The sequence below is a fragment of the Brochothrix campestris genome, assembly GCF_046058945.1.
GTDB lineage: Bacteria > Bacillota > Bacilli > Lactobacillales > Listeriaceae > Brochothrix > Brochothrix campestris.
The window spans coordinates 1534700-1559483 of sequence record NZ_CP175511.1 but is presented as its reverse complement, the minus strand read 5'-3'; the positions used below and the strand labels follow the sequence as shown (position 1 = coordinate 1559483).

Below are 24784 nucleotides of genomic sequence, written 5' to 3'. Positions count from 1 at the left end.
TCCTCTCTGTTTACAAATTATAGACAGTTTTAACGATGGCAAGATAGTCTAAGCGAGGATGATAACCGCTATTGACTACATGGCCCGTTGAATCTAACTCACTCAGTGAAATAGATTTCCGTCCATTGTTGAGCTTTCGTTGCCAATAAAAAGCAAGTTGACTAATATCTAGTAAATAATTGGCATTTAATGAAGTGAAGCGAATGATGACAAAGGCGATACCACCTTGCTTTTGTACCTGTAACATATGTTTCACCTGATGCTCGTGAAAGTTTTTTAGTGGGAACGAAGAAGTGCTCGTCGTTTCCTTCGCTTCGAAATCGAGGTGTTTTCCCAAATAGACACCATTGTAATCGGTTGTAGAAGCTTGTGAAAAATAAGCCTCGGTAATGACAGCTTGCGCCCGACTGGGGTAGCGGACGTTAACGATGCGAATCGGTGTCGGTTTTTTATGAACGACAGCGATGTTGTGCGTCAAATAATAGCGATTCGTATCATTGAGATCATCTTCTAAACGCATGCCGCGTTTGGAATGGCTAACTATCTTAGGAGCGATTGAAGCGCCTTTGTTGGTGGAAGGTGTATAACTTTTTCCGTTTGGGTAATTAATTTTCATACACAAATTCCTCCCAATTATAATAACTCATACATTCTCATTGTACCAAAAATTTGAATTAAAAGAGTAAATAAACAGTAAAAAAACAAAAATAGCCTAAATTAGTCAATAAAGCGGACAATACCAAAGTAACAATGATATTATAGAAGAAAGACGTTTTATAAGGAGTAAAAATGATGATTAAAGAAGATATAATAGCTGTTCTGGCTGCGCTCGAAGAGGTTAAAGATATAAAAGAACAAGCTGCGAATGGTAGAGTATTTGAGTTTAAAACAGAGATGGAACCGTTTGTGAATCGTTTATCTGCGATTGCGGATCAGTACAAAAAGAATGGCGTCGCTTACATAGCAGAAACACCGGTTAAATATATGTCGAGTGAACAAATTATTACGGCCGGCGATAACCTTAAACGGTTAGCGGTTAGTTGTTTTGCGCCGAAGGTTAACGAGACGCAGTATAACCGCCACCTATCTGCGGTAACCTATACACAAGAACGCTTTTTAGAAGGATTAGAGGTAGGTGACGAGCAATGAAACGGTTGCTTATCACCGGCTATAAATCATTTGAATTAGGTATCTTTAATGATGAAGATGCGAGTGTGTCATTTATCAAAAAAGCAATTCGAAAGCGATTAGAACAATATATCGATGAGGGACTAGAATGGGTGATTGTTTCTGGTCAACTTGGAGTTGAGTTATGGGCAGCACAAGAAGTGCTAGACCTAAAGGGAGTTTACCCAGAGCTGAAGTTAGCAATCATCACCCCGTTCATTGACCAAGCCAATAAATGGAATGAGAAAAACAAACTGATGTACAATACACTGTGTAGTAAGGCCGACTATACGAATAGTGTTTCAAAAACCGCCTATGAATCACCACAACAATTTCGAGATAAGGATGTATTCGTCATCCGTAATACCGACGGTGCCTTAATTATTTATGATGAAGAACAGGATGGCGGTCCCAAGTTTATTTTAAAACTAATGCACCAATACGCGGAATCAAATGAATATATGATTGATCAAATTGATTTCTTTCAGTTACAGGATATTGCGACAGGTGATGAATTTATTGATTAGTTGAGTGGGATAGATTGACAAGACGTGTGATTTTTGAAAAAATAGAAAGGGAGAACTATCACTAGGATAGTTATTGAAAGAAACGAACAGGTTGTACCTGTAGCATAAACTACAAAGAAGGTGGTATTCATATGACGATGGAAAACTTAAACTTAACGGCACAAGAAATCTTAGATAAAGAATTTAAAACAGGTATGCGAGGCTACTCTGCTGAAGAGGTCGATCAATTTCTTGACCTCGTAATTAAAGATTACAATACGTATAATGCTGAAATCAAACAATTACAAGCAGCTGTCATGCGTCTTGAACAAATGGTGAGCACAACTGTTTCTGAGCAAGAAGCACCTAAAGAGCAAGTTGTTGAAAACCAAGGGACAAGTAATTATGATATTTTAAAACGATTATCGAATTTAGAACGACATGTGTTTGGTAATAAAATGAACGACTAATTGAAATAAGGCTTGCAATTTCAGCTAGGAGTTCTATAATAAAGAATGTAGTGTTCGGGTAATCGCTGTGACAGCAATGTTGCAGAGGAAAGTCCATGCTCGCACGGTACTGAAATGTCCGTAGTGTTTGTGCTCGGTGAAACAATAAGCCGAGGCCCGCTTAGCGGTGATGGCGAATGAACCACCTAAGTTCGTAAGAATAGGGTGTTAATTCATAAAGTGCCACAGTGACGTAGTCTTTTTGGAAACAAAAAGAGTGGAACGAGGTAAACCCCACAAGCGAGCAACCCAAATTTTGGTAGGGGCACTTTGTTCACGGAATAACAACGTAGAACAGAGGCGTATTAATCGTAGACAGATGATTATCGCTCTTATATTAGTACCTGGCTATATAAGAGTACAAAACATGGCTTATAGAATACTACATCAGGTTTTTTATGACTTTAAGACAATATGTCTATCATAGAGTATGTCAACATCGGTTTGGCAACAGTCCTTCGCGTGCTTCTTGTGAAGGACTTTTATATTGTAATGGACACCGTGTGTTAAACTTAGCCAAGAGCAGTTGTTTGGTTATTTTTACGCTAGCAGTTAAAATAGAAACAAAAGAAGAAAGTGGGAATAGCATGTCAAGAACATATAATTTAGTAGCGACCGCAGCTTCAGGTCTTGAGGCAGTCGTTGGACAAGAAATGCGTCATTTAGGAATCGAGCATCGCGTTGAAAACGGGAAAGTGTATTTTTCAGGAGACGAAGCGACCATCGCCAAAGCCAACTTATGGTTACGCGTGGCAGACCGTGTTAAAATCATCGTTGGTACGTTTAAAGCGACAACGTTTGATGATTTATTTGAACAAACAAAAGCATTGCCATGGGAAGATTACCTCCCATTAGATGCGGCTTTTCCTGTTGCAGGTAAAAGCGTTAAATCAACATTGTACAGTGTGCCGGATTGCCAAGCAATTACAAAAAAAGCGATTGTCGATCGTTTGAGTAAAGTGTACCACCGTTCATCACGTCTCCAAGAAAACGGCGCCCTCTATAAATTAGAAGTGTCGATTTTAAAAGATGAAGTAACCTTAACGTTAGATACATCAGGTGCTGGCTTACATAAACGTGGCTATCGTGTCGCACAAGGTGGGGCACCCTTAAAAGAAACAATGGCTGCAGCGTTAGTGTTATTAACGAACTGGCATCCTGATCGCCCATTTGTTGATCCGCTCTGTGGTTCAGGAACGCTAGCGATTGAAGCCGCATTAATTGGTCAAAACATCGCCCCAGGGTTCAACCGTGAATTCGCGTGTGAAGCCTGGGATTGGATGCCAAAATCAGTCTTTGAAGAAGCACGTAAAGAGGCTGAAAGCTTAGCGAACTATGATCAAGTGTTAAATATTAAAGGTCGTGACATCGATCATCAAATGATTAAAGTGGCGACGCAAAATGCGATTGAAGCTGGCTTAGGTGACATTATTGACTTTAAACAAATGCAAGTACGCGACTTTGCGGATGATGGCGAAGCGTATGGTGTTATTGCCACCAACCCACCATACGGAGAACGTTTATCTGACGAAGCGGGTATCATTGAAATTTACCGTGACATGGGCGACGCTTTCAAGAAATTAACAAACTGGTCAACATACGTGTTAACATCGTATGAAAACTTCGAAATGGAATTTGGCAAACGCGCAACAAAAAAACGTAAATTATACAACGGCTTCTTGCGTACCGATTATTACCAATTCTGGGGACCACGACCAAAACGCAAACAAGACTAAACGCGGTCTGTACCGTATAACAGCGTAGAAATTGGAAGGTCTGCCCAAGCGATAAGTTGTATCGCTAGGCGGAACTGAAATTTGAGAGCTGTTGGTACAAGCAAGCGAGCCAAGACTAAACGCGGTCTGTACCGTATAACAGCGTAGAAATTGGAAGGTCTGCCCAAGCGATAAGTTGTATCGCTAGGCGGAACTGAAATTTGAGAGCTGTTGGTACAGGCAAGCGAGCCAAGACTAAACGCGGTCTGTACGGCTAGTGGCCTTAAACTACGTACAGACATATGAATAACTATCCGTTTCTCTCGCTGTTAGAGGAACGGATTTTGTATTAGATGTACGAGTCAAACAAATGATGAGGAGTGGTTGAAATGACGAATAGTCACACAGTTAGCGCGGCATTTATTGAACAGTGTAAAAAAATTAAAGGCTATGAAGAAGCGCTTGCATTGGTTTATTGGGATATGCGTACCGGTATTCCGACACAGGGAACAACGCAACGTTCCAATGTTGTCGGTTTATTATCAGCTGAAATTTTTCGTTTATCAACAGAACCAGCATTGATTGAGAATGTCACCTATCTAGAGGCACATCATGATGAGTTGGAGCCACTCGTGCAAGCATTAGTGACGGATATTTCTCAAAAAACAGCACGTTTTGCGGCGATTCCGCCAGCCGAGTACGAAGCTTACACAGTTCTTCAATCAAATGCTGAGGCCGCGTGGGAAGAAGCGCGTGCACAAAATGATTACAGCCTCTTTCAGCCATACTTAGCGGAGATTATTGCGTACAAGAAAAAATTTATCTCATATTGGGGCGAAAAAGACACACCGTATGATACACTGTTAGATCAATTTGAACCAGGCATGACAGTCGCTGTATTAGACGAGCTCTTTGCCGAAGTAAGAACAGCAATGGTAGACTTATTAAAAAGGACGCAGGCAGCTGAGCATCAACCAGATGCGAGTGTGTTAGAACGTCCGTTTGCGAAGGATAAGCAAATCGCCTTCAGTGAAGAAGTGTTGCAAAAAATGGGCTTTGACTTTGAGTCTGGTCGGATTGATGATACGATTCACCCATTCGCAATTTCGCTCAATCAAGGTGATGTGCGCATCACAACCCGTTATGACGAACTGAATTTTAAAACAGCTGTCCTCGGCTTAATCCATGAAGGGGGTCATGCTATTTATGAACAAAACATCGATGCACAGTACGATGGGACTCCTTTATCAGAAGGCGTCTCAATGGGGATACATGAATCGCAGTCGCTTTTTTATGAAATCATCCTTGGTTCGAGTGAAGCGTTCTGGCAGGATAATTATGCCCGTCTGCAACATTATGCTCAACCAGCCTTCGATGATGTGCCATTCGATGTGTTTTATGAGGCGTTAAACGAAACAAAACCGTCACTTATTCGGATTGAAGCTGATATTTTAACCTATGCTCTTCACATTATTATTCGCTATGAGATTGAAAAGGCGTTATTCAATGATAATTTGGACGTAGCGGAGGTACAAACCGTTTGGCAAGCTAAGTACCAGGAACACCTCGGAATCACCCCAGCGAACGATGTAGAGGGCTTGTTACAAGATATTCATTGGGCAGGAGGTGACTTCGGCTATTTCCCATCGTATTTACTCGGGTTATTGAATGCCGCTCAACTGGAACAGGCAATGCGCCAAACAATCGATATCGAGTCTGTTATTGCAAGTGGTAATTATTTGCCGATTAAAAATTGGTTGACCGAACATGTTCATCAGTATGGTAAAACAAAAACACCGACAGCTATCATGAAAAATGCAACAGGTGCGTCACTGCAACCGCGTCATCTCATTGATTTTTTAGAAAAACGTTATACAAGCGTGTACAAACTAAAATAAATGGGAAGTTTTGAACGCGAAAAAAAAGTTTGTTTCGCTAAAAGGGCATGGGAATTGACTTTTGCTTGTCAAGCTTTTTTTTCAAGAGTTAGAACACTACATTTTGTGTTTGCAATATGATAGAATAGTTTTTGTACACAATATGATGTTAAATAAAAGAAGGCGTTCCTGTCGTTTAAGGTTATAAAACGAACTGTGGGAAGGCACTTTCTTTTTGTAACAGAGGAGGAAGAAGACGTGAGTAAAACAATTGTTTATACAAAATATGGCTGTCCACAATGTGACATGACCAAGACGTTATTAACAGGCGAAGGAATTGAATTTGAAACACGTAATGTGATGGATGATGAAACCGCCTTAGCTTTTTTAAAGGACAATGGCTACAGTAGCACACCAGTTACCTTTAAAGAAGGCTTCGACCCAATCGTTGGTTTTGCACCAGACAAGTTGAAAGGCTTAGCTGAGTAACATGTTAATTGTCTACATGACATTAACGGGACAAACACGTCGCTTCGTTGAAAAATTACCGTTTGAATGCTATGAACTATCAACCGCCTTTCCAACCAAACAAATGACGGCAGATTTTGTTGTTGTTGCACCAACGTATGATTTTGAAATGACCGGTATTATTGATGACTTTATTGATTATCAAGACAATCGTCGTTATTTTAAAGGAGTTGCGGGCAGTGGCAATCGTAATTTTGCTGAGCTATATGTTTTTACCGCGCGTGATTTAGCAAAGAAATACGACGTACCAATAATCGCTGAATTTGAATTCAACGGTACAGAGAAGGACGTCGACAAATTTATTAAAGGGGTTGAGTCGATTGGAAACACCTCGTTTACACAGTAAACCGAAAGAAATCACTTATTTCAAATTAAACAATGAATTGAACCGCCCGGTTGATGGAAAAATCCCATTGAATAAAGACCGCGAAGCTGTTCATGCGTATTTCCTTGAACACGTCAATCCTAATACAGTATTCTTTCATTCATTGAAAGAAAAACTGCATTATTTAATTAATAATGATTATATCGAACGTGAATTTATTGAATTATACTCGATGGACTTCGTCAAAGAAGTTTTCAAAAAAGCCTATGCTAAAAAATTCCGTTTTCGCTCATTCATGGGCGCTCATAAATTTTACACACAGTATGCTTTGAAGATGAATGATGGTGAACGTTATTTAGAACGTTATGAAGACCGTGTTTCATTTAACGCCTTATACTTCGCTAATGGCGATGAACAATTGGCACTTGATTTAGTCGATGAGATGATCAACCAACGCTATCAACCGGCAACACCTTCATTCTTAAACGCAGGTCGTAAACGTCGTGGTGAGTTGGTATCATGTTTCTTAATCCAAGCAACCGATGACATGAACAGCATTGGCCGTATCGTCAACTCAGCCTTACAACTGTCACGTATTGGTGGCGGTGTGGGTGTCTCACTTTCAAACTTACGTGCAGCCGGTGATCCGATTAAAGGCTACCAAGGTGCCGCAAGTGGTGTCGTACCGGTCATGAAAATTTTAGAGGATTGTTTCAGCTACAGTAACCAACTCGGTCAGCGTCAAGGTGCCGGTGCGGTTTACTTAAGCGTATTTCATCCAGACGTTGTTTCTTTCTTAGCAACTAAGAAAGAAAACGCCGATGAAAAAATTCGCGTAAAGACCTTATCACTCGGTCTAGTCGTACCAGATAAGTTTTATGAATTGGCCCGCAACGATGATTTTATGTATTTATTCAGTCCTTACGATGTCGAACGTGTCTATGGCCGTCCGTTCTCATACGTTGATATTACAGCCGAGTACGAAGCACTCGTAAACAACCCCGAAATTCAAAAATCAAAAATTCGTGCCCGCGAGTTAGAAACTGAAATTTCGAAACTCCAACAAGAGTCGGGGTATCCGTATGTGATTAATATTGATACAGTCAACAAAGCGAACCCGATCGATGGTAAAGTCGTGATGAGTAATCTTTGCTCTGAAATCTTACAAGTGCAAAAACCATCAGTCATTAATGATGACCAAACGTTTGAAGAATTAGGTACTGACATTAGTTGTAACCTCGGCTCTTCAAACATTGTCAACTTGATGGCATCACCTGATTTTGGTAAATCGGTACGGACGATGACACGTGCGTTAACGTTTGTGACTGACTCATCATCAATCGACGCTGTACCATCAATTAAACACGGGAACGATTTAGCTCATACTATCGGTTTAGGCGCGATGGGGTTACACACTTACTTAGCGATGAATCAAATGAGCTACGGTTCGAAGGAATCACTTGATTTCACGAACATTTACTTCTTGTTGTTGAATTACTGGACACTTGTTGAGAGTAATAACATTGCCAAACAACGTGGGGAATCATTTGCCGGATTTGAAAAATCAGATTACGCAAGTGGTAGCTACTTCGATAAATACATCAACGAAACGTGGGCACCTGAAACAGACAAGGTTAAAGACATCTTTAAAGATATCTTTGTACCGACTGCTGAAGATTGGGCGACACTTCGTGATGAGATTAAAGCGAGTGGTTTATACAACCAAAACCGTTTAGCAGTCGCACCAAACGGCTCGATTTCATACGTCAACGAAACGAGTGCATCATTGCACCCAATCACGCAACGCATCGAAGAGCGCCAAGAGAAGAAAACAGGTAAAACCTATTATCCAGCACCGTATTTATCGGATGAAACCATTCCGTATTATACATCTGCTTATGATATGGACATGCGTCGCGTCATTGATGTGTATGCAACAGCGCAACAACACATCGATCAAGGCATGAGTCTTACGTTGTTTATGCGCTCAACGATGTCAACTGACATTTATGAATGGAAATCAAGTGAGAAACAGACAACACGTGATTTAACCATCTTACGTCATTATGCACACCGTCAAGGCATTAAATCACTGTACTACATTCGTACTTACACAGATGATGCAGAAGAAGTTGGCAGTAACACGTGTGAAAGCTGCTCAATCTAACCAATCCGAAACAGAAAGGGGCTCACACTCGTGACAACTAACAAGCAAGCCTATACAGCAATTAACTGGAATGAGATTGAAGACATTCTCGATAAAAAGACCTGGGAAAAAGTGACTGAACAATTTTGGTTGGATACGCGTATTCCTATCTCTAATGATTTAGATGACTGGCGCTCATTGTCTGAAACAGAAAAACATTTGGTTGAACGTGTCTTTGGTGGCTTAACATTGTTAGATACGCTGCAATCACAAGATGGGATGGCGGCGCTGCGTCAATCTGTTCGTACACCGCATGAAGAAGCGGTTTATAACAATATCCAATTTATGGAATCTGTTCATGCTAAAAGTTATTCATCGATTTTTTCGACGTTAAACACTCCGAAAGAAATTACTGAAATCTTTGCATGGACAAACACCAATGAATTTCTACAAAAGAAAGCCGGCATGATCAACGATGTATACCAAACAGGGACACCGTTCGAACAAAAAATTGCCAGCGTTTTTCTGGAGAGCTTCCTATTCTACTCTGGTTTTTATACACCACTTTATTTCTTAGGTAACAATAAGTTGCCTAACGTTGCGGAAGTTATTAAATTAATCATCCGTGATGAAAGTGTTCACGGCACGTATATTGGCTACAAATTCCAATTGTCGTTCAATGAAATTACCGAAGCAGAGCAAGAAAAAATCAAAGGTTGGGTGTACGCCTTCCTTTATGAACTGTATGAAAACGAAGTGAAGTATACCGAATCTCTCTATGATGAGATTGGTTGGACAGAAGATGTTAAAGTCTTTTTACGCTACAATGCGAATAAAGCATTAGCAAACCTCGGTTTCAGCCCATTATTCCCTGATACGGCCGAAGATGTCAGTCCAATCGTAATGAATGGACTTTCGACAGGAACGAACAACCATGACTTCTTCTCGCAAGTCGGTAATGGCTATTTACTCGGTCAAGTGGAATCAATGTCTGATAGTGATTACGATATCGTCTAAACGTTTGCAGCCCTACAATTATGTAGGGCTTCTTTTTTTGTATTTTAAAAGACAAAAATGAGAACGGCATATCAGCTTGATGTGTTTGCAACAGCCCTAGTGAACTGTTATATTGAAACGACAATAGAACGGTTTAAAACAGCGAACGATAAATGGAGGAACGTTATGAAAAAAATTATTAGTTGTATTATTATTGTATTCGCATGCACGAGTTTAATGCCTTATGTTACGCAGGCTGATGCAATGGCATTTAATGTTAAAGCAATTTTACCAACAACTCAAAACAATCCAGATGTGAGTTATTTTGATTTGCGCCTTAAGCCGGCTGCCAAGCAAAAAATTGCAATTGAAATGAGCAATAATACCGCGAAAGCAATCACGTTAAAAACGGCGGTTAATACCGCATCAACAAACAGTAATGGCGTTATCGATTACAGTGCAAGTAAAGTGAAACAAGATAAATCAATGAAAGTAGCGATTGCTGAGCTTGTGACAGGGCCAACCCAAATCACCTTAAAGGCCAATGAAACAAAGACAGTGGCTTATCAAATTAAGATGCCACAAGAGTCATTTGATGGTGTTTTATTGGGCGGTTTTTACATAGCGAAAAAACAGGACGAACAAATGAATGAAACCGAAGAGAAACAACAAATTAAAAATGAATTTTCATATGTCATTGGATTGAAAATTAGTAATACGGATAAAAAAATCATACCTAAATTAGCGTTGAATGCAATTGCAACAACCGAAAAAAATGATAAAACACTGATTGCAGCTACACTGCGAAATACACAGGCCGCCATCATCTCTGGCTTGAAAATTGAAGCGAAACTAACAAAAAAAGGCAGTGAAAAAACGATTGTCACATTGAAAAAAGAACAACTTGGAATGGCACCTAACAGTGCTTTTTCATTGCCGATAGATTTGGAAAAGAGAGCACTTTCAAACGGCGAATACACCTTGACGGTAGCAGCGAGTGATAAAACGAATAACAAATGGCAGTTGACCAAAGACTTTACCGTGAGTCAGGCTGTCACAGCACACGAAGAACAAACGACTACACCAAAGCAAGCCTTCCCATGGACACTGACAATTAGTGTTGGGATAATCGTTATCGCACTTATAGTGGTATTAGTGCTCGTAATCGTTCGCAAAAACAAACGAAACTAAGTTGCAAATCGAAAAAATAAGCCTTGCTAAGGAGGGATAAAAACTTTTTAGTGGGCTTTATTAGTAGGGACAAAGAAGAAGAATCGCCAATTGTGATAAGACGTGAATTTGTTAGTAATAACAGGTATAATAGCAAGGTGAGCAGAGATTCAGTTAAACAGCGGATAAATTTGAATTTTCTGTTATTTTGACCTTTTTTTTGCTATACTAAATAAAATGACGATGACGTCACTACATCATCGCTAAAACATAAAGGTGGGGTTACAATGAGTGCAAAAGACATTGATTTTAACAATCTAGGATTTAACTATATTAAAACAGACTACCGTTTCCGATCGAACTATAAAGACGGACAATGGGATGCTGGTGAACTCACAAGCGACAACACCGTGACGATTTCTGAAGGATCGCCGGCTTTGCATTATGGTCAACAATGTTTCGAGGGCTTAAAGGCATACCGTTGCAAAGATGGTTCGATTAATTTATTCCGACCAGATCGAAATGCTGTTCGTATGCAACAAAGCTGTCAGCGTTTATTAATGCCAGAAGTACCAACAGACGTATTTGTTGAAGCCTGTCGTGCGGTAGTAAAAGCAAATGAAGCATACATTCCACCGTATGGCACAGGAGGCTCACTTTATCTCCGTCCCTACTTAATTGGTGTCGGTGACAATATCGGTGTGAGCCCAGCTTCAGAATATATCTTCTCAATCTTCTGCATGCCAGTGGGCCCTTATTTTGCAGGTGGTTTAACTCCGACTAATTTTGTTGTATCAAGCTATGACCGTGCTGCTCCTAATGGGACTGGTGCTGCTAAAGTGGGTGGTAATTATGCAGCTAGTTTTATTGCGGGTAAAGAAGCACATGAGCGCAAATTCAGTGATGCGATTTACTTGGATCCTGCGACCCACACTTACATTGAAGAAGTCGGTGCCGCTAACTTCTTCGGTATTACGGCAAACGATGAATTTGTGACCCCGTTATCGCCATCGATTTTACCGAGTATTACAAAATATTCGTTGCTTTATTTAGCAGAGCATCGTCTTGGGTTAAAAGCAACTGAGCGTAAGGTTGCAATTGCTGACTTAGCAGAATTCAAAGAAGCAGGTGCCTGTGGGACAGCGGCTGTTATTTCTCCAATTGGCGGCATCCAACATGGCGATGATTTCCATGTCTTTTATTCTGAGACTGAGGTTGGTCCGATTACAAAAAGATTATACGATGAGCTCGTTGGTATCCAATACGGTGATGTAGAAGCACCAGCCGATTGGATTGTTAAAGTTAACTAGGAACTTTTTTATTTATGATAAGTAAACCGTGACTCTTCTTTAAGTAGGAAGAACGCACGGTTTTTTTGCTGAAAGCGAAGCTGTTGGGTGTTTTGTTGTGCATTTCTCGAAACGGCATAGTGCACTAACGCCCCTTATTGCGTTAGTATCTATTCAAACGCATGTCGTTTATGATATAATAAAAGATAAATTCAATCTATAGGGGGCTTTTTTTGTGAAACAACTAGAAACAAAGATTCTTGAAAGTGGTAAGGTTATTGGCGACGACATTTTGAAGGTAGATGCTTTTTTAAACCATCAAATTGACCCCGTATTAATGGCAGGCGTGGGTAAAGCCTTTGCAACAGCCTTTAAAGACATGGGTGTTACACGTATCTTAACATTAGAATCTTCAGGCATTGCACCAGCTGTTATGACTGGTTTAGAAATGGGCGTACCGGTCGTATTCGGACGTAAGAGCAAATCATTAACATTAACTGACGGCTTATATACTGCTGAGGTTCGTTCTTACACGAAACAAACAGTGAATGAAATTGCTGTTTCGAAAAACTTCATTGAAAAAGACGACGTTATTTTAATCATCGATGACTTCTTGGCAAATGGGCAAGCAGCCCTCGGTTTGAAATCATTAGTGGATCAAGCCGGCGCTAAAATTGCTGGTATCGGAATTGTAATCGAAAAAACATTCCAACCAGGACGAGCATTACTCGTTGATCAAGGGATGAAGATGGTCTCATTAGCACGAATTGAAAAATTTGAAGAGGGTCGCGTCATTTTTGCACCAGCTGATATTTAAATAGAATGAGCGAGATAGCCAGGTTGATACGATCAGTGTCATAATCTGGCTATCAGTCGTTTAATCGTAAAGGAAGTGACTATCTTTGGAAAAGAAAAAAGTACTGTTGGTCGATGGGATGGCGTTACTATTCCGCGCCTTTTATGCCACAGCAGTTTCAAACCAATTTATGTATAACGAGGCCGGCGTGCCGACTAATGGTGTGCAAGGTTTTGTGAAACATCTTTTAACCGCAATTGATGAGCATCAATCGGATTATGTGGGGGTTTGTTGGGATTTAGGAGGCGGCACGTTCCGCAATGAGATGTGGGGCGAGTACAAGGCACATCGTTCTGCACCGCCAGCCGAATTAATTCCACAGTTTGATTATGCGAAGGAAATTGCAGATGCCCTCGGTTTTGTTAACATTAGTTGCCAAGGCTATGAGGCGGATGATTGTTTAGGAACCCTAGCTGATCATTACCGCCACGAAGGTGTGCATACGACAATCGTGACGGGCGATAAAGATATTTTACAACTTGTCGATACTGATACCGATGTTTGGATTTTACAAAAGGGCTATGGCAACTATAAAAAATATGATCCCATCACATTTGTGAACGAATGGGAAATCCAACCTAAACAATTAATCGACTTAAAAGCGTTTATGGGGGATACAGCCGACGGTTATCCTGGCGTTAAGGGTATCGGTGAAAAAACAGCCACAACCTTAATCAAAACATACGGTGATGTAAAAACTGTGATTGATCATGTCACAGAACTACCAAAAGGGCAGATGACAAAAATTCAAACCGATCTCGAAATGTTGAAAATGTCATTACAGTTGGCTGAAATTCATATTAAGGTGCCGATTACTGTCAATTTAGCCGATTTATTTTACCGTGGCTTTAGTGAAGACAGTTTAGGTATTTGTGATTATTATGGTTTGAAAGTGGTGCGACGTGAATTGGCCAAATTACTCGCTTAATTAGGAGGCTATTGTGAAACGAGAGAAACTGTTTGAAGTAGCCATTGTGATTGTCATCGTTTTACTACTCGGTGCTCTTATTTTTGGTTTAATGTTAGGTGTTTTGAATTTTGCAGGCATCAAGTATGAATCAAAGGGTGCAATGGTAGCCTTTATTGGCTTGGTTGTTCTTCTTGACCTTTTAACCTATCTTCCGTTTCAAGCCATCGGTCGTTTCGTTGGCCGCCGCTGGCGTGTGATTTGGTATGTTATTGAAAATACGGTTACAATTGTCTGCGCCGATTATTTAATGTCATCGGTTGAGTTAACGCCACTGACGCTTGTGATTGTTGGGCTGCTTTTTGCAGCCTTCGAATATGCATTGGACGATAAAAAACCGTAACAGCACCTGAATAGGTGGCTGTTACGGTTTTTTTAGTGTGTTGATGGCTGAACGCGCCAATTGATCAGCTTTCTTATTTTGTGCCCGTGGTAACCACGTACAAAACACAAGTGGATAGGCATCAAGTAGCGTTAAAATGCGGTCTATGTAGTCGGCATATGGTGCTTTTTTAGCGTAGCGTTTATTAATTGCAGCAATGACGGCTTGTGAATCAGAGCAGAGCTGGAGCGTGTGATTGGTGCCAAAGTCTTGGCATTGTTCGAGTCCCCAAATCACAGCCAAAAATTCTGCCTCGTGATTGTTGTGACAGCCAAGTGCGTGACTCAATTGCCGCTGCGAGCCGTTAACCAAAATAACGACACCGACACCACTTGCCCCCGGATTGCCAGCACTGGCACCATCGACATAGAGTTTGATCATCAAAACCCCTCCTAAAATAAAAGTGAAGTCCCCCAGTAGGAGCAAACAACTTGGAAGCAAAAAGGCGACTATTTCCCGTCGTTGCGATTTTTCACCATCGCAAATAGAGAACTTGAAATTTACGAGCTGTTAGCTGATGGAACTGGAGGAATAAAAATGAAGTCCCCTGGATAGAACTGTAGAAATTGGAACGACCGAACTTGTCGATTGTTTCCATCAGAATTTTCAAGAGCATATGAAAAAAGGCAGCCGACTTTCGCCAGTCACTGCCATTCTGGTATGATATAGATGGAGAATTTGCGCTCGTCTATACAGACAAAGGCACATCATACGTATTTAATTATCGGTTTTAATGACATTAGCTGCTTGGGGGCCACGGGTACCTTCAATAATGTCAAAGGTGACAGCTTGACCTTCATCGAGTGATTTAAAGCCTTCTACTTGAATAGCTGTAAAATGAACAAACACATCGTCACCCTTATCAGTTTCTAAAAAGCCGTAGCCTTGTTCATTATTGAACCATTTTACTTTACCAACATACATGATAAAAGCCTCCCCAATTTTAGCGATAAATGGATATCATTGATAGCCACTTTATACTACGAATATAGCCTAAATTAACAACGAGGTCAACTTTTAGCTTTTACTATAGCAAATCGATGTGACTAAGTCAGCTTTTGTTTGACTCGCAGGAAAAAGTTTGTCTTTGCGAAAACATTTTGATTGGTGTACAATATTAGTATAAGTTATCATCGCATTGGAGGGATTTTTAATGACTACGCCAAGTATGGAAGATTATATAGAACAAATTTATCTATTGATAGAACAAAAAGGCTATGCCCGGGTTTCAGATATAGCAGATAGTTTAAATGTACACCCGTCCTCTGTTACAAAAATGGTTCAGAAGCTCGATAAGGATGCGTACCTTATTTATGAAAAATACCGTGGATTGATTTTAACACCTCAAGGTAAAAAAATGGGTAAAAAATTAGTCGAACGTCACGCGTTATTAGAACGTTTTTTATTAAATCTTGGCGTCGATAAAGACCAAGCCTATAAGGATGTTGAAGGCATTGAACATCACTTAAGTTGGGACTCGATTAATGCGATTGGCAACCTCGTAACCTATCTGGAAAATCACCCGGATGTGACAACTGCTATTATAAATAAGGAAACTAAATAAAGGCAAACAAAAAAGATAGCAATAATTGCTATCTTTTTTGTTTTTATAAGGCGATATGTTCTTCCATGAATGGCACAATCGTAGCGGCTTGAGAGTCGCTTAAAACGTCGCCAGTCGTCAAATCGATAAATGTTGGTACTGTTAAAAATTCATATTTAGCACGCAATTCAGCAAAACGTTCAGGTTGATCCTCACGGTTGATGAATTCGATATGGTCGTTATAGTCGCCTTCAAGTGCACCGTTTAAAACAACTTTGGCACGATCGCAATAAGGACAAACAGTTTGCGTTAACATTAAAACATTTTTAGACATAATGACACCTCCTTGCTTAATATCGTTATTATACCATTGATTGAAATAAAATTAAAAAGACGAGCTCAAACAAGTGATTTTAACCGTTTTTCCTTTCATAAAAACTGTTTTTGAACGAATGGAAGGCTAAAGCGAGAACGAAAAGGACCGATGCTAAAAGCAGAAGATTCGTCCATTTATGTTTTATCTACTGCTTATACATGTTAATATAGAAGAGTAGTGAAATGCCGACTGAGACCAACACCTGTTGCTATCTTGGCAAATTAGCCAACTGTTTCTGAAACAGTTGCAACATATCATCAAACCCACTAGAAACAGCGTTGGCAACACTTGTATTATGAACGGACGACTCACTACGATGGATGCTTAAACAGTACGACTAGTATTGGCACGTAGCTCGAAGGACTGACGTAAGTAAGACATGTACCACCTGTAAGCTCACTAAAAATACACAACAATGGGGGAATTTAGCATGGTAGCATCAGACATTCAAATTGCGCAAGAAGCTCATTTAGATTCGATTTTAGCGGTAGCAAAAAAGGTTGGTTTAAGTGAGGACGATCTCGAACTTTACGGTAAGTATAAAGCGAAATTAACATATGACGCGTTAACGCGGATTGAAGAAGAAACGACAGCCGGAAAACTGATTTTAGTTACCGCCATCAATCCAACAGCCGCCGGCGAAGGCAAGTCAACCGTTACTGTTGGCTTAGGTGATGCCTTAACGAAAAGTGGTCATCAAACGATGATTGCCTTACGTGAGCCATCACTCGGACCTGTCTTTGGCCTCAAAGGTGGTGCCACAGGTGGCGGTTATGCTCAAGTAATTCCAATGGAAGACATCAACCTGCATTTTACAGGTGATTTTCATGCGATTACTTCAGCTAATAACCTTTTAGCAGCGATGTTAGACAACCATATCCAACAAGGTAACGAACGTCAAATCGATGCCCGTCGTATCGTATGGAAACGAGTGGTCGATCTCAATGATCGTGCCTTACGCCAAGTGGTGATTGGCTTAGGTGGGCCGTTTCAAGGCGTGCCTCGCCAAGATGGGTTTGATATTACTGTGGCGTCGGAAATAATGGCCATCATTTGCCTAGCTCGTGATATTGATGACCTTAAACGACGTATCGGTGCGATTGTCGTTGGTTATAACTATGCTAAACAACCGATTACAGCGAAAGACATCGGTGCTGAAGGGGCGTTAACCGTCCTCTTAAAAGATGCATTGAAACCAAATCTTGTACAGACGCTCGAACATACACCAGCCTTAGTACATGGTGGGCCATTTGCCAATATTGCCCACGGTTGTAACAGTATTATGGCAACAAAATCAGCCCTCCATTTAGCCGATTACACGGTTACAGAAGCGGGCTTTGGTGCCGACCTTGGTGCTGAGAAATTTTTAGATATTAAAGTGCCTCAACTTGGCAAAGCGCCTGATGCCATTGTGATTGTCGCAACAATTCGTGCCTTGAAACTACACGGTGGGGCACTAAAAACAAACTTGGCGCAAGAAGATGTGACCGCACTAGAAGCGGGTTTTGCTAACTTAACGAAACATATCGAAACCGTGCAACAGTATGGTGTGCCGTTTGTGGTAGCGATTAACCGCTTTAGCGGTGACAGCGATGCCGAACTGACTGCACTTGAAAACTGGTGCAAGGCTAACAACGTCAATTATTCATTGACGGAAGTTTGGGAAAAAGGGGGTGCAGGTGGCTTAGACTTAGCAGCAAAAGTGGTTGAAGCAATCGAAACCACTACCAGTACCTTCCGTCCAATTTATGAAGCGAATCAACCACTTGAAGAAAAAATCTTAGCGATTGTGCAAAAAGTATACGGCGGCAGTGGCGTCGAGTTTACAACAAAAGCACGCAAACAATTAATCGAATTCAAACAACATGGATGGGATCAATACCCAGTCTGTATGGCCAAAACGCAATATTCATTGTCCGATGATGCAACACGTGTCGGTCGACCAACCGATTTCATCATCACGATTCGCGAATTTGTTCCTAAAATGGGCGCAGGTTTTATCGTGGCTTTAACCGGTGACGTGATGACAATGCCAGGTTTACCAAAACACCCGGCTGCATTAGACATGGATGTTGATAATAGTGGCCGTATTAGTGGGCTCTTCTAAGGATGAAACGATAAAAAAGGATGTTGACATTGAAACAAATTACAATTGAAAAGTTATCACAAACATACGGCGAACGCGCCCTCTTTAACGACCTCTCGTTTGTCATGAACGAAGGCGAAATCAGTGGCTTGCTCGGTATTAACGGCACCGGAAAATCAACCTTGATGAAAATGGTTGCGGGCATCGATACACCAGATGCAGGGAAGATTACGCATCCGCGTGATTACCGCATTCATTACTTACAACAACAACCATCAATGGATGATAACTTAACGATTATTCAGCAAATGTTTGTGGGGGATTCACCTGAATTACGCGCTTTGCAACAGTATCAAACAGCGATGGATGGGTTAATGCTTTATCCCGAAGATGAGAAATGGCAGCATGCGTTTGAAAAGGCGAGTGAAGCCGTTGAATCAACTAACGCTTGGGACACACAAACCCGTGCTGAAATGATCCTTAACAAATTGGGCATTGAAAACATTCACCAATCAATTAGTGAACTATCAGGCGGCCAACTTAAACGCGTAGGACTCGCACAAGTGTTATTACAACCAGCCGATTTATTATTACTCGATGAACCGACCAACCACTTGGATTATCCGTCGATTCAATGGCTCGCTGATACGCTCAAAAATTATCGTGGTGCAGTGTTAATGATTACCCATGACCGGTATTTCCTCGACCAAACGACGAACCATATTTTTGAACTCGATAAAGGAAAGCTCTACCGTTACGATGGTAATTATCAAGTGTATTTAGAAAATAAAGCCTTGCGTGAAGAGCAAAAACGCAGTGAGATGAATAAGGCCAACAATTTATACCGCAATGAGCTAGCGTGGATGCGTCAAGGGGCTAAAGCACGTAGCACGAAACAAAAAGCACGGATTGACCGATTCTCGGAGATTGAAAAAGTGGTTAAAAATGCCGATGAGGATGTCGACTTAAGCATTAGCCTCCAAACAAGCCGCCTCGGTAAAGACGTCTACGAACTATCGAATGTCGGTCAAACATTCGATGATAAAGAGCTGTTCCATGATTTCTCAGCAATTGTACAAAATGGCGACCGCATTGGTATTACCGGCTTTAACGGCTCCGGCAAGACGACTTTGCTTAACATGTTGGCAAGTCGTTTGACACCTGAATCAGGTACCTTAAAAGTCGGTCAAACGGTACGTGTCGCATACTATACACAGCATAATGAAGGCTTGGATGATAGCAAACGCATCATTAGCTTCTTAGAGGAAATTGCCCAATCAGTCGTCAATGCCGAGGGTGAACGCGTCAGTGTGTCACAATTGCTTGAAACGTTCCTGTTCCCACCAAGTGAACACGGAAAACTAATTAAAAGTTTATCAGGGGGCGAAAAGCGACGTCTCTACCTTCTTAAACTGTTAATGACACAACCGAACGTGCTCTTACTGGATGAGCCGACTAACGATTTGGATACAACGACCTTAACAGTGCTTGAAAACTACCTTGAAACCTTCACAGGAACTGTTATTGCCGTTTCCCATGATCGCTATTTCCTCAATAAAGTGGCGGCTAAATTGTGGGTCTTTAATGAAGATCGTAGCGTGTCACCGTATTTAGGCACCTATTCAGAGTGGTTAGAAGAGTATGGCACAGTTAAACCAGAGAACAAAAAGAAAATGGTAACAGCCGGATCAAAACCGAAGAAAACAAAACAAGTGGACGAACCGATTAAAAAGAGCCTCACCTACAAAGAACAACAAGAGTGGGATGGCATCGAAGCTAAAATTGAACAACTCGATGAGACTGTTACAGACTTACGTCAACAATTAGAAGCGGTAGGCGCGGATTATACAGCGGCTCAACAAATTAGTGAAGCGATTGAAGCGGCTGAAAAAGAGAGCGAACAGACACTTGAACGCTGGGAATACTTGTCGCAATATGCGCAATAAGGGAGGGCAATACAGTGAAATTGCTAAAAGTGCAACGCACGCCTAATCCATTAGCGATGAAGCTCACCATCGATGAAACCTTAGTTGATGAGAGCGCAAGCGGTGTGACGTATTCACGCCACGAAGCAGGTTTGCCGCGTGATATTTTACGGCTGTTCACCATCACTGGTATTAACCAAATTTATCGCTATGCTGATTTTATGACAGTAGAGAAAAAAACGAACGCGGATTGGAAAGATATTTTGCCGCAAATTAAGACGATTTTAAACGGATAGGGAGCGAATAACGACATGAGTAATCAAGCAGATGCAGTTTATCTAGACATGTGCCGTCATATTTTAGCGAACGGTAACCAACGCGGTGATAGAACAGGGACAGGAACGTATTCCGTGTTCGGCTACCAAATGCGCTTTGACTTGCAACAAGGGTTTCCGTTGTTAACAACGAAACGCGTGGCCTTCAATCAAATTAAAAGCGAATTGCTTTGGTTTTTAAAGGGTGACACAAACATTCGTTATTTGTTGCAAAACAACAATAACATTTGGAATGAATGGGCCTTTGAAAAATGGGTTAAAAGCGCTGCCTATACAGGACCAGACATGACCGATTTTGGTCACCGCGTCCTTACGGATGAAACGTTTAAAGCAGACTACCAAGCGCAGATGGCCATCTTCAAAGCACGCATTTTAACCGATGATGCCTTCAGTGCAGAATTCGGATCACTCGGCAATGTCTATGGCTCGCAATGGCGTCATTGGCAAACGAAACGCGGTGAGGCAATCGATCAAATTCAAGATGTGATTGATACGATTAAGCGTTCGCCTGAATCACGTCGTTTAATTGTGTCTGCTTGGAATCCTGAAGACGTACCGACGATGGCTTTACCACCATGTCATTCCCTCTTTCAGTTTTACGTGCATGATGGTAAATTATCATGTCAACTGTATCAACGCAGTGCGGATACCTTCTTAGGAGTGCCGTTTAACATTGCAAGCTACGCGTTATTAACGCATTTAATTGCGAAAGAATGTGGCCTCGCTGTCGGTGAATTTGTGCATACCTTTGGCGATGCCCACATTTACCAAAATCATCTCGAACAAGTCAACCTGCAGCTCAGTCGTGAAGCCCGTGACTTACCGACACTTGTCTTGAATGATGATGTCTCATCAATTTTTGAGTTTGAAATAGACGACATTACAATTGAAGGCTATGAGCCGCATGCAGGCATCAAAGCACCAATTGCGGTATAGGAGGAGAAGCAATGTTACGTTATTTATGGGCCCAGGACAAAAACGGCGTGATCGGTTACAAAAATGACTTACCGTGGCATTTACCGGCCGACCTTCGTTATTTTAAAGCGCAAACGGTGGGCAAAACAATTGTGATGGGGCGCAAAACCTATCAATCGATTGGACGGCCTTTGCCACAGCGTGTCAACATTGTTTTAACAACCGATTCAACCTTTCAAGCAGAAGGCGTGCGCGTGATGCATAGCAAACAAGCGGTGCTTGATTATGCTGCCACAGCAGATGAGGCGGTCGTTATCACTGGTGGCTCTGCCATTTTTGAACTGTTTAAAGATGAGGCCGATGAACTGTTAATGACCTTTATCGATGAAAGTTTTGAAGGCGATACCTACATTCCTGCCTTTGATTGGAACAAGTATGAGCTCGTTAAGTGTGTGCCAGGCGTCGTCGATGAGCAAAATATATACGAACATGAATACCGTACCTATCGAGCAAGATAGTTTGCGATGCCATGTAAGTTAATGAATTATTGGAGGAAATAACGTGAGTGTAACCTTATTTATTAGTTTAATAGTTGTTATTTTAATTTTGTCAGCTGGCTCAACCTTTGTGGCCTTTAAGTTGTTTAATGCAACTAAAATTCCACCAAAGAAAACCGATTGGCAAAAAGATGAACCGTTAGATGACTGGGATAAAGACGATTGGAAAAACAGTTAATCGTCTCTATGAGAGAAAGGGAGGATGTTCATGTCTCATTTTATGTGGGGAGACTTCTTTTTCTTGATTGCTTCGATGCTACCATTTATAGTTGTCATCGTGCTCGTAATAGTGACAAGCAACCGTCTGAAAAAACGGGGACAACGGTTACGAACCTTGGAACAACGGATTGAACAATTAGAAAAGAACAATCTGAGTAAATAAAAAAGACCGCTAGGGTCAGTCCGTTATGGAACTGCGACTAGCGGTCTTTTGTTTGAATTAACGATAAATGTCGCTGTAGTGGGCGTATCCGCGTCCGACATCTTTAATGCTGTGTGCATCCGAACCGTAAATGAACGGAATCCCTTTCGCAAGTGCAATCTTGGCGAGTCCTTTATGCGGATAGGTGTCACCACAATCGGCCTTATATAAGCCGGCAGTGTTGAAATCTAAACTGTATGACTGACTTGCGACTTGATTGAGGAACTGTATGTATTGTTGCTTTTGCTTGGCACTGTAACACGTCTGTTCCGCTGGATACTGCCGTTGGAATTTTTGTGCCAATGAGATGTGACCAATGCGAGCGGGCTTAAAACGACCGACGTCCCACGTTAATGAATCAGTCAGATAGTTCAAATAGACATTCTGTACCTCTGTAAACGAGCCATAGTGTTTAACTAATCCGGCATCAAAATCAGCCGCACTATAGTCGATAAAGCGCCAGCCATCGGTTCCGGGTAAAAAATGAACGGATAACAGATTATCTGATAAATAAGGCCCGTATTCGTTAAGGAAGTCACGTACCCAATCTGTCTGTTCTGGTAAATAGTCAATTTCAAAACCAAACTTAATAGTGAGATCACTGCCATACTGATACTGCAACCGTTTCATCTTTTTGATGTAATGCTCAACATCGTTAACTGCCATTGCAGTGGTATCAATCTCGGCTGTTGAATTAGCCATTGATTGTTTAAATGCATGAGGTAATGGTGGGTGTTCTGTAATACTGTAATGTGTGAACCCTTGCTTAATAGCGGCTTCGATCATTAATTCGACCGGTTCGCCACTGCCATGTGGGCAATATTCTGTGTGTGTATGTCCATCGTATTTCATCCCTTACTCCCCCTTTGTATGTGTGACTAGAAATAAAAGAGTGACTCAAATGATGATACTTTTAAAATAAGTCGTTTTTGATAGATGCACTCCCTCAGCGCATGAATTAAAATGAGACAACCTTAATTAAAGCATATCATCGTTTTAGCGAAAGTGAAATATGTTTATTATATTTAATCGATAAATATCTCGATAAGAAGTTTAGAGCCGAAGTCAAGCTGCGAGAATAGAAGCTGTGATTGATTGTTAACGTTCAACTAACTGAAAAGTGAGTCTGTATCTGGTGAATAGGAGCAGGGGAACTAATCGACTGCTAGTTACTTTCATAAGATACATCGAAAGCAGCTCAATCTATGAGGGCAATAATCACGGAACTGCCTGATGAAATTCAACCGGAATGTGTAGTGCATGAAAGAGGGGTGTTTTTTGGACTTTACGCTATTATCTATTGTAAATAGTTGTCGAGGTGTTATATACTTGTGCTATATAAGGATAAATGTAAGATAGGTTGTAATTAATAATCAAACGATGCCGAAAATAATGGGGATTTGGAGGTGGAGAGTTGATGGAGATGGTTACGCAACTACAAATTGAAGAAATAAAAGCGCATTTTGATACAAAAATAAAAGTAAACGAAGTGACCGTAGAGAAGAAATTTGAGGAATTAGAGCGAAAAATGACGATTTTAGAACAAAGAATAAGTAAATTAGAGCGAAGAATGACGATATTGGAACAAAGAATGAGTGAATTAGAGCAAAGAATGAGCATGCTGGAGCAAAAAATGGAGACACTCGAGCAAAAGATTCAAATAGAAGCGATGCGAGTACAAACAAATTTAAAGGCGTTTATTCTGCAAGAAAATGAAAAAATCGTTAAAGATAAAACGAGTGCTTTTCGCTTTTGGAGCGGAAGTATTATATCACCGGCTATTGTTGCTGGTTTAGTATTATATTTTACAAAGGTGCTGCAAATTTTCTGATAATATATCTGCAATCCGAGCAGACTGAATAGAAACGTTGTTCCCTTTTCTAGTTCCATCAACCAGAAGCTTTCACCTTTCAGCAAAATGATGGCGACGGAGAATAGTCGCTCTTCTTTTACATTCCAATATCTGCGAAGTTGAACGAGCTGATGTCACTTTCGTTCCTCCAGTTCCATCAGCTAACTTCTGGGATATTTCATGTAAAAGTTAGCAACGGAAAATAGTCGCTCTTCTTTTACATTCCAATATCTGCGAAGTTGAACGAGCTGATGTCACTTTCGTTCCTCCAGTTCCATCAGCCATTATCCTTTAGGTTAATGGCTTTTTGACGTATGCCTATCCATTCTACCAAAAATCAT

At 41.0% G+C, this 24784-nt stretch carries 28 protein-coding genes and 1 other RNA gene; 24 read left to right on the top strand and 5 right to left on the bottom strand.

Annotated elements, in window-relative coordinates; translation table 11 throughout:
• Positions 1-10: 10 nt before the first annotated feature.
• Positions 11-616, bottom strand: coding sequence for a Holliday junction resolvase RecU (recU, locus tag ACJYYY_RS07545; protein ID WP_035315036.1), 606 nt, complete (start codon positions 614-616; stop codon positions 11-13).
• A 176-nt stretch (positions 617-792) separates the two neighbouring features.
• On the opposite strand from recU, the gene ACJYYY_RS07540 reads away from it, so the two are divergent.
• The 15 genes from ACJYYY_RS07540 to ACJYYY_RS07470 all read left to right on the top strand — a co-directional run bounded on the left by ACJYYY_RS07540 (position 793) and on the right by ACJYYY_RS07470 (position 14394).
• The gene (locus ACJYYY_RS07540; protein WP_035315037.1) at positions 793-1149 is read left to right on the top strand and encodes a DUF1798 family protein; all 357 of its coding nucleotides are present in this window, start codon (positions 793-795) and stop codon (positions 1147-1149) included.
• The gene (locus ACJYYY_RS07535) at positions 1146-1694 is read left to right on the top strand and encodes a DUF1273 domain-containing protein (RefSeq protein WP_035315038.1); all 549 of its coding nucleotides are present in this window, start codon (positions 1146-1148) and stop codon (positions 1692-1694) included. The genes ACJYYY_RS07540 and ACJYYY_RS07535 overlap by 4 nt, the downstream gene beginning before the upstream one ends.
• Positions 1695-1825: 131 nt before the next feature.
• Positions 1826-2143, top strand: a complete 318-nt coding sequence (gpsB, locus tag ACJYYY_RS07530; protein WP_035315039.1) for a cell division regulator GpsB — start codon at positions 1826-1828, stop codon at positions 2141-2143.
• Between the two features lie 50 nt (positions 2144-2193).
• Positions 2194-2562, top strand: an RNA gene (rnpB, locus tag ACJYYY_RS07525) — RNase P RNA component class B.
• 207 nt (positions 2563-2769) lie between these two features.
• The gene (locus tag ACJYYY_RS07520) at positions 2770-3918 is read left to right on the top strand and encodes a class I SAM-dependent RNA methyltransferase (RefSeq protein ID WP_408868788.1); all 1149 of its coding nucleotides are present in this window, start codon (positions 2770-2772) and stop codon (positions 3916-3918) included.
• A 368-nt stretch (positions 3919-4286) separates the two neighbouring features.
• A complete protein-coding gene (locus ACJYYY_RS07515) occupies positions 4287-5795 on the top strand; it encodes a carboxypeptidase M32 (protein WP_035315400.1) in 1509 nt (502 codons plus the stop codon).
• Positions 5796-6032: 237 nt separating this feature from the next.
• Positions 6033-6263: a glutaredoxin domain-containing protein gene (locus ACJYYY_RS07510; protein WP_035315398.1), complete on the top strand. Its 231-nt coding sequence runs from the start codon at positions 6033-6035 to the stop codon at positions 6261-6263.
• A gap of 16 nt (positions 6264-6279) precedes the next feature.
• Positions 6280-6648 (top strand): ribonucleotide reductase stimulatory protein, encoded by a 369-nt coding sequence (locus tag ACJYYY_RS07505; RefSeq protein ID WP_408868787.1) that lies wholly within the window; start codon positions 6280-6282, stop codon positions 6646-6648.
• On the top strand, positions 6623-8794 hold the full coding sequence (nrdE, locus tag ACJYYY_RS07500) for a class 1b ribonucleoside-diphosphate reductase subunit alpha (protein WP_035315394.1): 2172 nt from the start codon (positions 6623-6625) through the stop codon (positions 8792-8794). Before ACJYYY_RS07505 ends, nrdE begins: the two co-directional genes overlap by 26 nt.
• Positions 8795-8824: 30 nt before the next feature.
• Complete coding sequence (gene nrdF / locus ACJYYY_RS07495) at positions 8825-9790, top strand: class 1b ribonucleoside-diphosphate reductase subunit beta (protein WP_035315393.1); 966 nt, start codon at positions 8825-8827, stop codon at positions 9788-9790.
• 165 nt (positions 9791-9955) lie between these two features.
• The gene (locus ACJYYY_RS07490) at positions 9956-10960 is read left to right on the top strand and encodes a DUF916 and DUF3324 domain-containing protein (protein ID WP_408868786.1); all 1005 of its coding nucleotides are present in this window, start codon (positions 9956-9958) and stop codon (positions 10958-10960) included.
• A 266-nt stretch (positions 10961-11226) separates the two neighbouring features.
• Entirely contained in the window at positions 11227-12249 is a 1023-nt protein-coding gene (locus tag ACJYYY_RS07485) for a branched-chain amino acid aminotransferase (RefSeq protein WP_035315387.1), read from the top strand.
• Positions 12250-12463: 214 nt separating this feature from the next.
• Positions 12464-13045: a xanthine phosphoribosyltransferase gene (locus ACJYYY_RS07480; protein WP_035315385.1), complete on the top strand. Its 582-nt coding sequence runs from the start codon at positions 12464-12466 to the stop codon at positions 13043-13045.
• Positions 13046-13130: 85 nt separating this feature from the next.
• Positions 13131-14012, top strand: coding sequence for a 5'-3' exonuclease (locus tag ACJYYY_RS07475; RefSeq protein ID WP_035315383.1), 882 nt, complete (start codon positions 13131-13133; stop codon positions 14010-14012).
• A 13-nt stretch (positions 14013-14025) separates the two neighbouring features.
• A complete protein-coding gene (locus tag ACJYYY_RS07470; protein WP_035315381.1) occupies positions 14026-14394 on the top strand; it encodes a YrvL family regulatory protein in 369 nt (122 codons plus the stop codon).
• Positions 14395-14415: 21 nt separating this feature from the next.
• Here ACJYYY_RS07470 and ACJYYY_RS07465 read toward each other — a convergent pair whose 3' ends face one another.
• Positions 14416-14814, bottom strand: coding sequence for a ribonuclease HI family protein (locus ACJYYY_RS07465; RefSeq protein WP_035315379.1), 399 nt, complete (start codon positions 14812-14814; stop codon positions 14416-14418).
• Positions 14815-15150: 336 nt separating this feature from the next.
• The gene (locus tag ACJYYY_RS07460) at positions 15151-15357 is read right to left on the bottom strand and encodes a cold-shock protein (RefSeq protein WP_035315377.1); all 207 of its coding nucleotides are present in this window, start codon (positions 15355-15357) and stop codon (positions 15151-15153) included.
• Positions 15358-15586: 229 nt separating this feature from the next.
• Between ACJYYY_RS07460 and mntR the strand changes: the two genes are divergently transcribed.
• Positions 15587-15997 carry a transcriptional regulator MntR gene (gene mntR / locus ACJYYY_RS07455; RefSeq protein WP_408868785.1) on the top strand — a complete coding sequence of 137 codons (411 nt, stop codon included), beginning with the start codon at positions 15587-15589 and terminating at the stop codon, positions 15995-15997.
• Between the two features lie 43 nt (positions 15998-16040).
• Here the strand turns inward: mntR and ACJYYY_RS07450 are convergent, their stop codons facing one another.
• Positions 16041-16310, bottom strand: a complete 270-nt coding sequence (locus ACJYYY_RS07450; protein WP_035315376.1) for a glutathione S-transferase N-terminal domain-containing protein — start codon at positions 16308-16310, stop codon at positions 16041-16043.
• 457 nt (positions 16311-16767) lie between these two features.
• On the opposite strand from ACJYYY_RS07450, the gene ACJYYY_RS07445 reads away from it, so the two are divergent.
• Genes ACJYYY_RS07445 through ACJYYY_RS07415 form a run of 7 tightly spaced genes read left to right on the top strand, consistent with a single transcriptional unit; the run spans position 16768 to position 22552 of the window.
• Positions 16768-18459, top strand: coding sequence for a formate--tetrahydrofolate ligase (locus ACJYYY_RS07445; protein ID WP_408868784.1), 1692 nt, complete (start codon positions 16768-16770; stop codon positions 18457-18459).
• Positions 18460-18488: 29 nt separating this feature from the next.
• On the top strand, positions 18489-20384 hold the full coding sequence (locus ACJYYY_RS07440; protein ID WP_035315374.1) for an ABC-F family ATP-binding cassette domain-containing protein: 1896 nt from the start codon (positions 18489-18491) through the stop codon (positions 20382-20384).
• 14 nt (positions 20385-20398) lie between these two features.
• The gene (locus ACJYYY_RS07435; protein ID WP_035315372.1) at positions 20399-20659 is read left to right on the top strand and encodes a NifU N-terminal domain-containing protein; all 261 of its coding nucleotides are present in this window, start codon (positions 20399-20401) and stop codon (positions 20657-20659) included.
• Positions 20660-20674: 15 nt separating this feature from the next.
• Positions 20675-21634, top strand: a complete 960-nt coding sequence (locus ACJYYY_RS07430) for a thymidylate synthase (protein ID WP_035315371.1) — start codon at positions 20675-20677, stop codon at positions 21632-21634.
• Positions 21635-21645: 11 nt separating this feature from the next.
• Positions 21646-22131, top strand: coding sequence for a dihydrofolate reductase (locus tag ACJYYY_RS07425; protein WP_035315369.1), 486 nt, complete (start codon positions 21646-21648; stop codon positions 22129-22131).
• 43 nt (positions 22132-22174) lie between these two features.
• On the top strand, positions 22175-22348 hold the full coding sequence (locus ACJYYY_RS07420; RefSeq protein ID WP_156921220.1) for a hypothetical protein: 174 nt from the start codon (positions 22175-22177) through the stop codon (positions 22346-22348).
• Positions 22349-22378: 30 nt separating this feature from the next.
• Complete coding sequence (locus tag ACJYYY_RS07415) at positions 22379-22552, top strand: hypothetical protein (RefSeq protein WP_156921219.1); 174 nt, start codon at positions 22379-22381, stop codon at positions 22550-22552.
• Positions 22553-22609: 57 nt separating this feature from the next.
• Here ACJYYY_RS07415 and hisJ read toward each other — a convergent pair whose 3' ends face one another.
• On the bottom strand, positions 22610-23443 hold the full coding sequence (gene hisJ, locus ACJYYY_RS07410; RefSeq protein ID WP_035315368.1) for a histidinol-phosphatase HisJ: 834 nt from the start codon (positions 23441-23443) through the stop codon (positions 22610-22612).
• Positions 23444-24008: 565 nt separating this feature from the next.
• Here hisJ and ACJYYY_RS07405 point away from each other — a divergent pair.
• The gene (locus ACJYYY_RS07405; RefSeq protein WP_035315366.1) at positions 24009-24422 is read left to right on the top strand and encodes a hypothetical protein; all 414 of its coding nucleotides are present in this window, start codon (positions 24009-24011) and stop codon (positions 24420-24422) included.
• Positions 24423-24784 lie beyond the last annotated feature (362 nt).

Coding starts and splice junctions, on each gene's coding strand:
- ACJYYY_RS07425 (WP_035315369.1), top strand. CDS start 21,646: ATGTTACGTTATTTATGGGCCCAGGACAAAAACGGCGTGATCGGTTAC.
- ACJYYY_RS07490 (WP_408868786.1), top strand. CDS start 9,956: ATGAAAAAAATTATTAGTTGTATTATTATTGTATTCGCATGCACGAGT.
- ACJYYY_RS07460 (WP_035315377.1), bottom strand. CDS start 15,357: ATGTATGTTGGTAAAGTAAAATGGTTCAATAATGAACAAGGCTACGGC.
- ACJYYY_RS07540 (WP_035315037.1), top strand. CDS start 793: ATGATTAAAGAAGATATAATAGCTGTTCTGGCTGCGCTCGAAGAGGTT.
- hisJ (WP_035315368.1), bottom strand. CDS start 23,443: ATGAAATACGATGGACATACACACACAGAATATTGCCCACATGGCAGT.
- ACJYYY_RS07505 (WP_408868787.1), top strand. CDS start 6,280: ATGACATTAACGGGACAAACACGTCGCTTCGTTGAAAAATTACCGTTT.
- ACJYYY_RS07515 (WP_035315400.1), top strand. CDS start 4,287: ATGACGAATAGTCACACAGTTAGCGCGGCATTTATTGAACAGTGTAAA.
- ACJYYY_RS07520 (WP_408868788.1), top strand. CDS start 2,770: ATGTCAAGAACATATAATTTAGTAGCGACCGCAGCTTCAGGTCTTGAG.
- ACJYYY_RS07465 (WP_035315379.1), bottom strand. CDS start 14,814: ATGATCAAACTCTATGTCGATGGTGCCAGTGCTGGCAATCCGGGGGCA.
- ACJYYY_RS07405 (WP_035315366.1), top strand. CDS start 24,009: ATGGAGATGGTTACGCAACTACAAATTGAAGAAATAAAAGCGCATTTT.
- mntR (WP_408868785.1), top strand. CDS start 15,587: ATGACTACGCCAAGTATGGAAGATTATATAGAACAAATTTATCTATTG.
- ACJYYY_RS07485 (WP_035315387.1), top strand. CDS start 11,227: ATGAGTGCAAAAGACATTGATTTTAACAATCTAGGATTTAACTATATT.
- ACJYYY_RS07535 (WP_035315038.1), top strand. CDS start 1,146: ATGAAACGGTTGCTTATCACCGGCTATAAATCATTTGAATTAGGTATC.
- recU (WP_035315036.1), bottom strand. CDS start 616: ATGAAAATTAATTACCCAAACGGAAAAAGTTATACACCTTCCACCAAC.
- ACJYYY_RS07450 (WP_035315376.1), bottom strand. CDS start 16,310: ATGTCTAAAAATGTTTTAATGTTAACGCAAACTGTTTGTCCTTATTGC.
- ACJYYY_RS07430 (WP_035315371.1), top strand. CDS start 20,675: ATGAGTAATCAAGCAGATGCAGTTTATCTAGACATGTGCCGTCATATT.
- ACJYYY_RS07415 (WP_156921219.1), top strand. CDS start 22,379: ATGTCTCATTTTATGTGGGGAGACTTCTTTTTCTTGATTGCTTCGATG.
- ACJYYY_RS07445 (WP_408868784.1), top strand. CDS start 16,768: ATGGGGGAATTTAGCATGGTAGCATCAGACATTCAAATTGCGCAAGAA.
- gpsB (WP_035315039.1), top strand. CDS start 1,826: ATGACGATGGAAAACTTAAACTTAACGGCACAAGAAATCTTAGATAAA.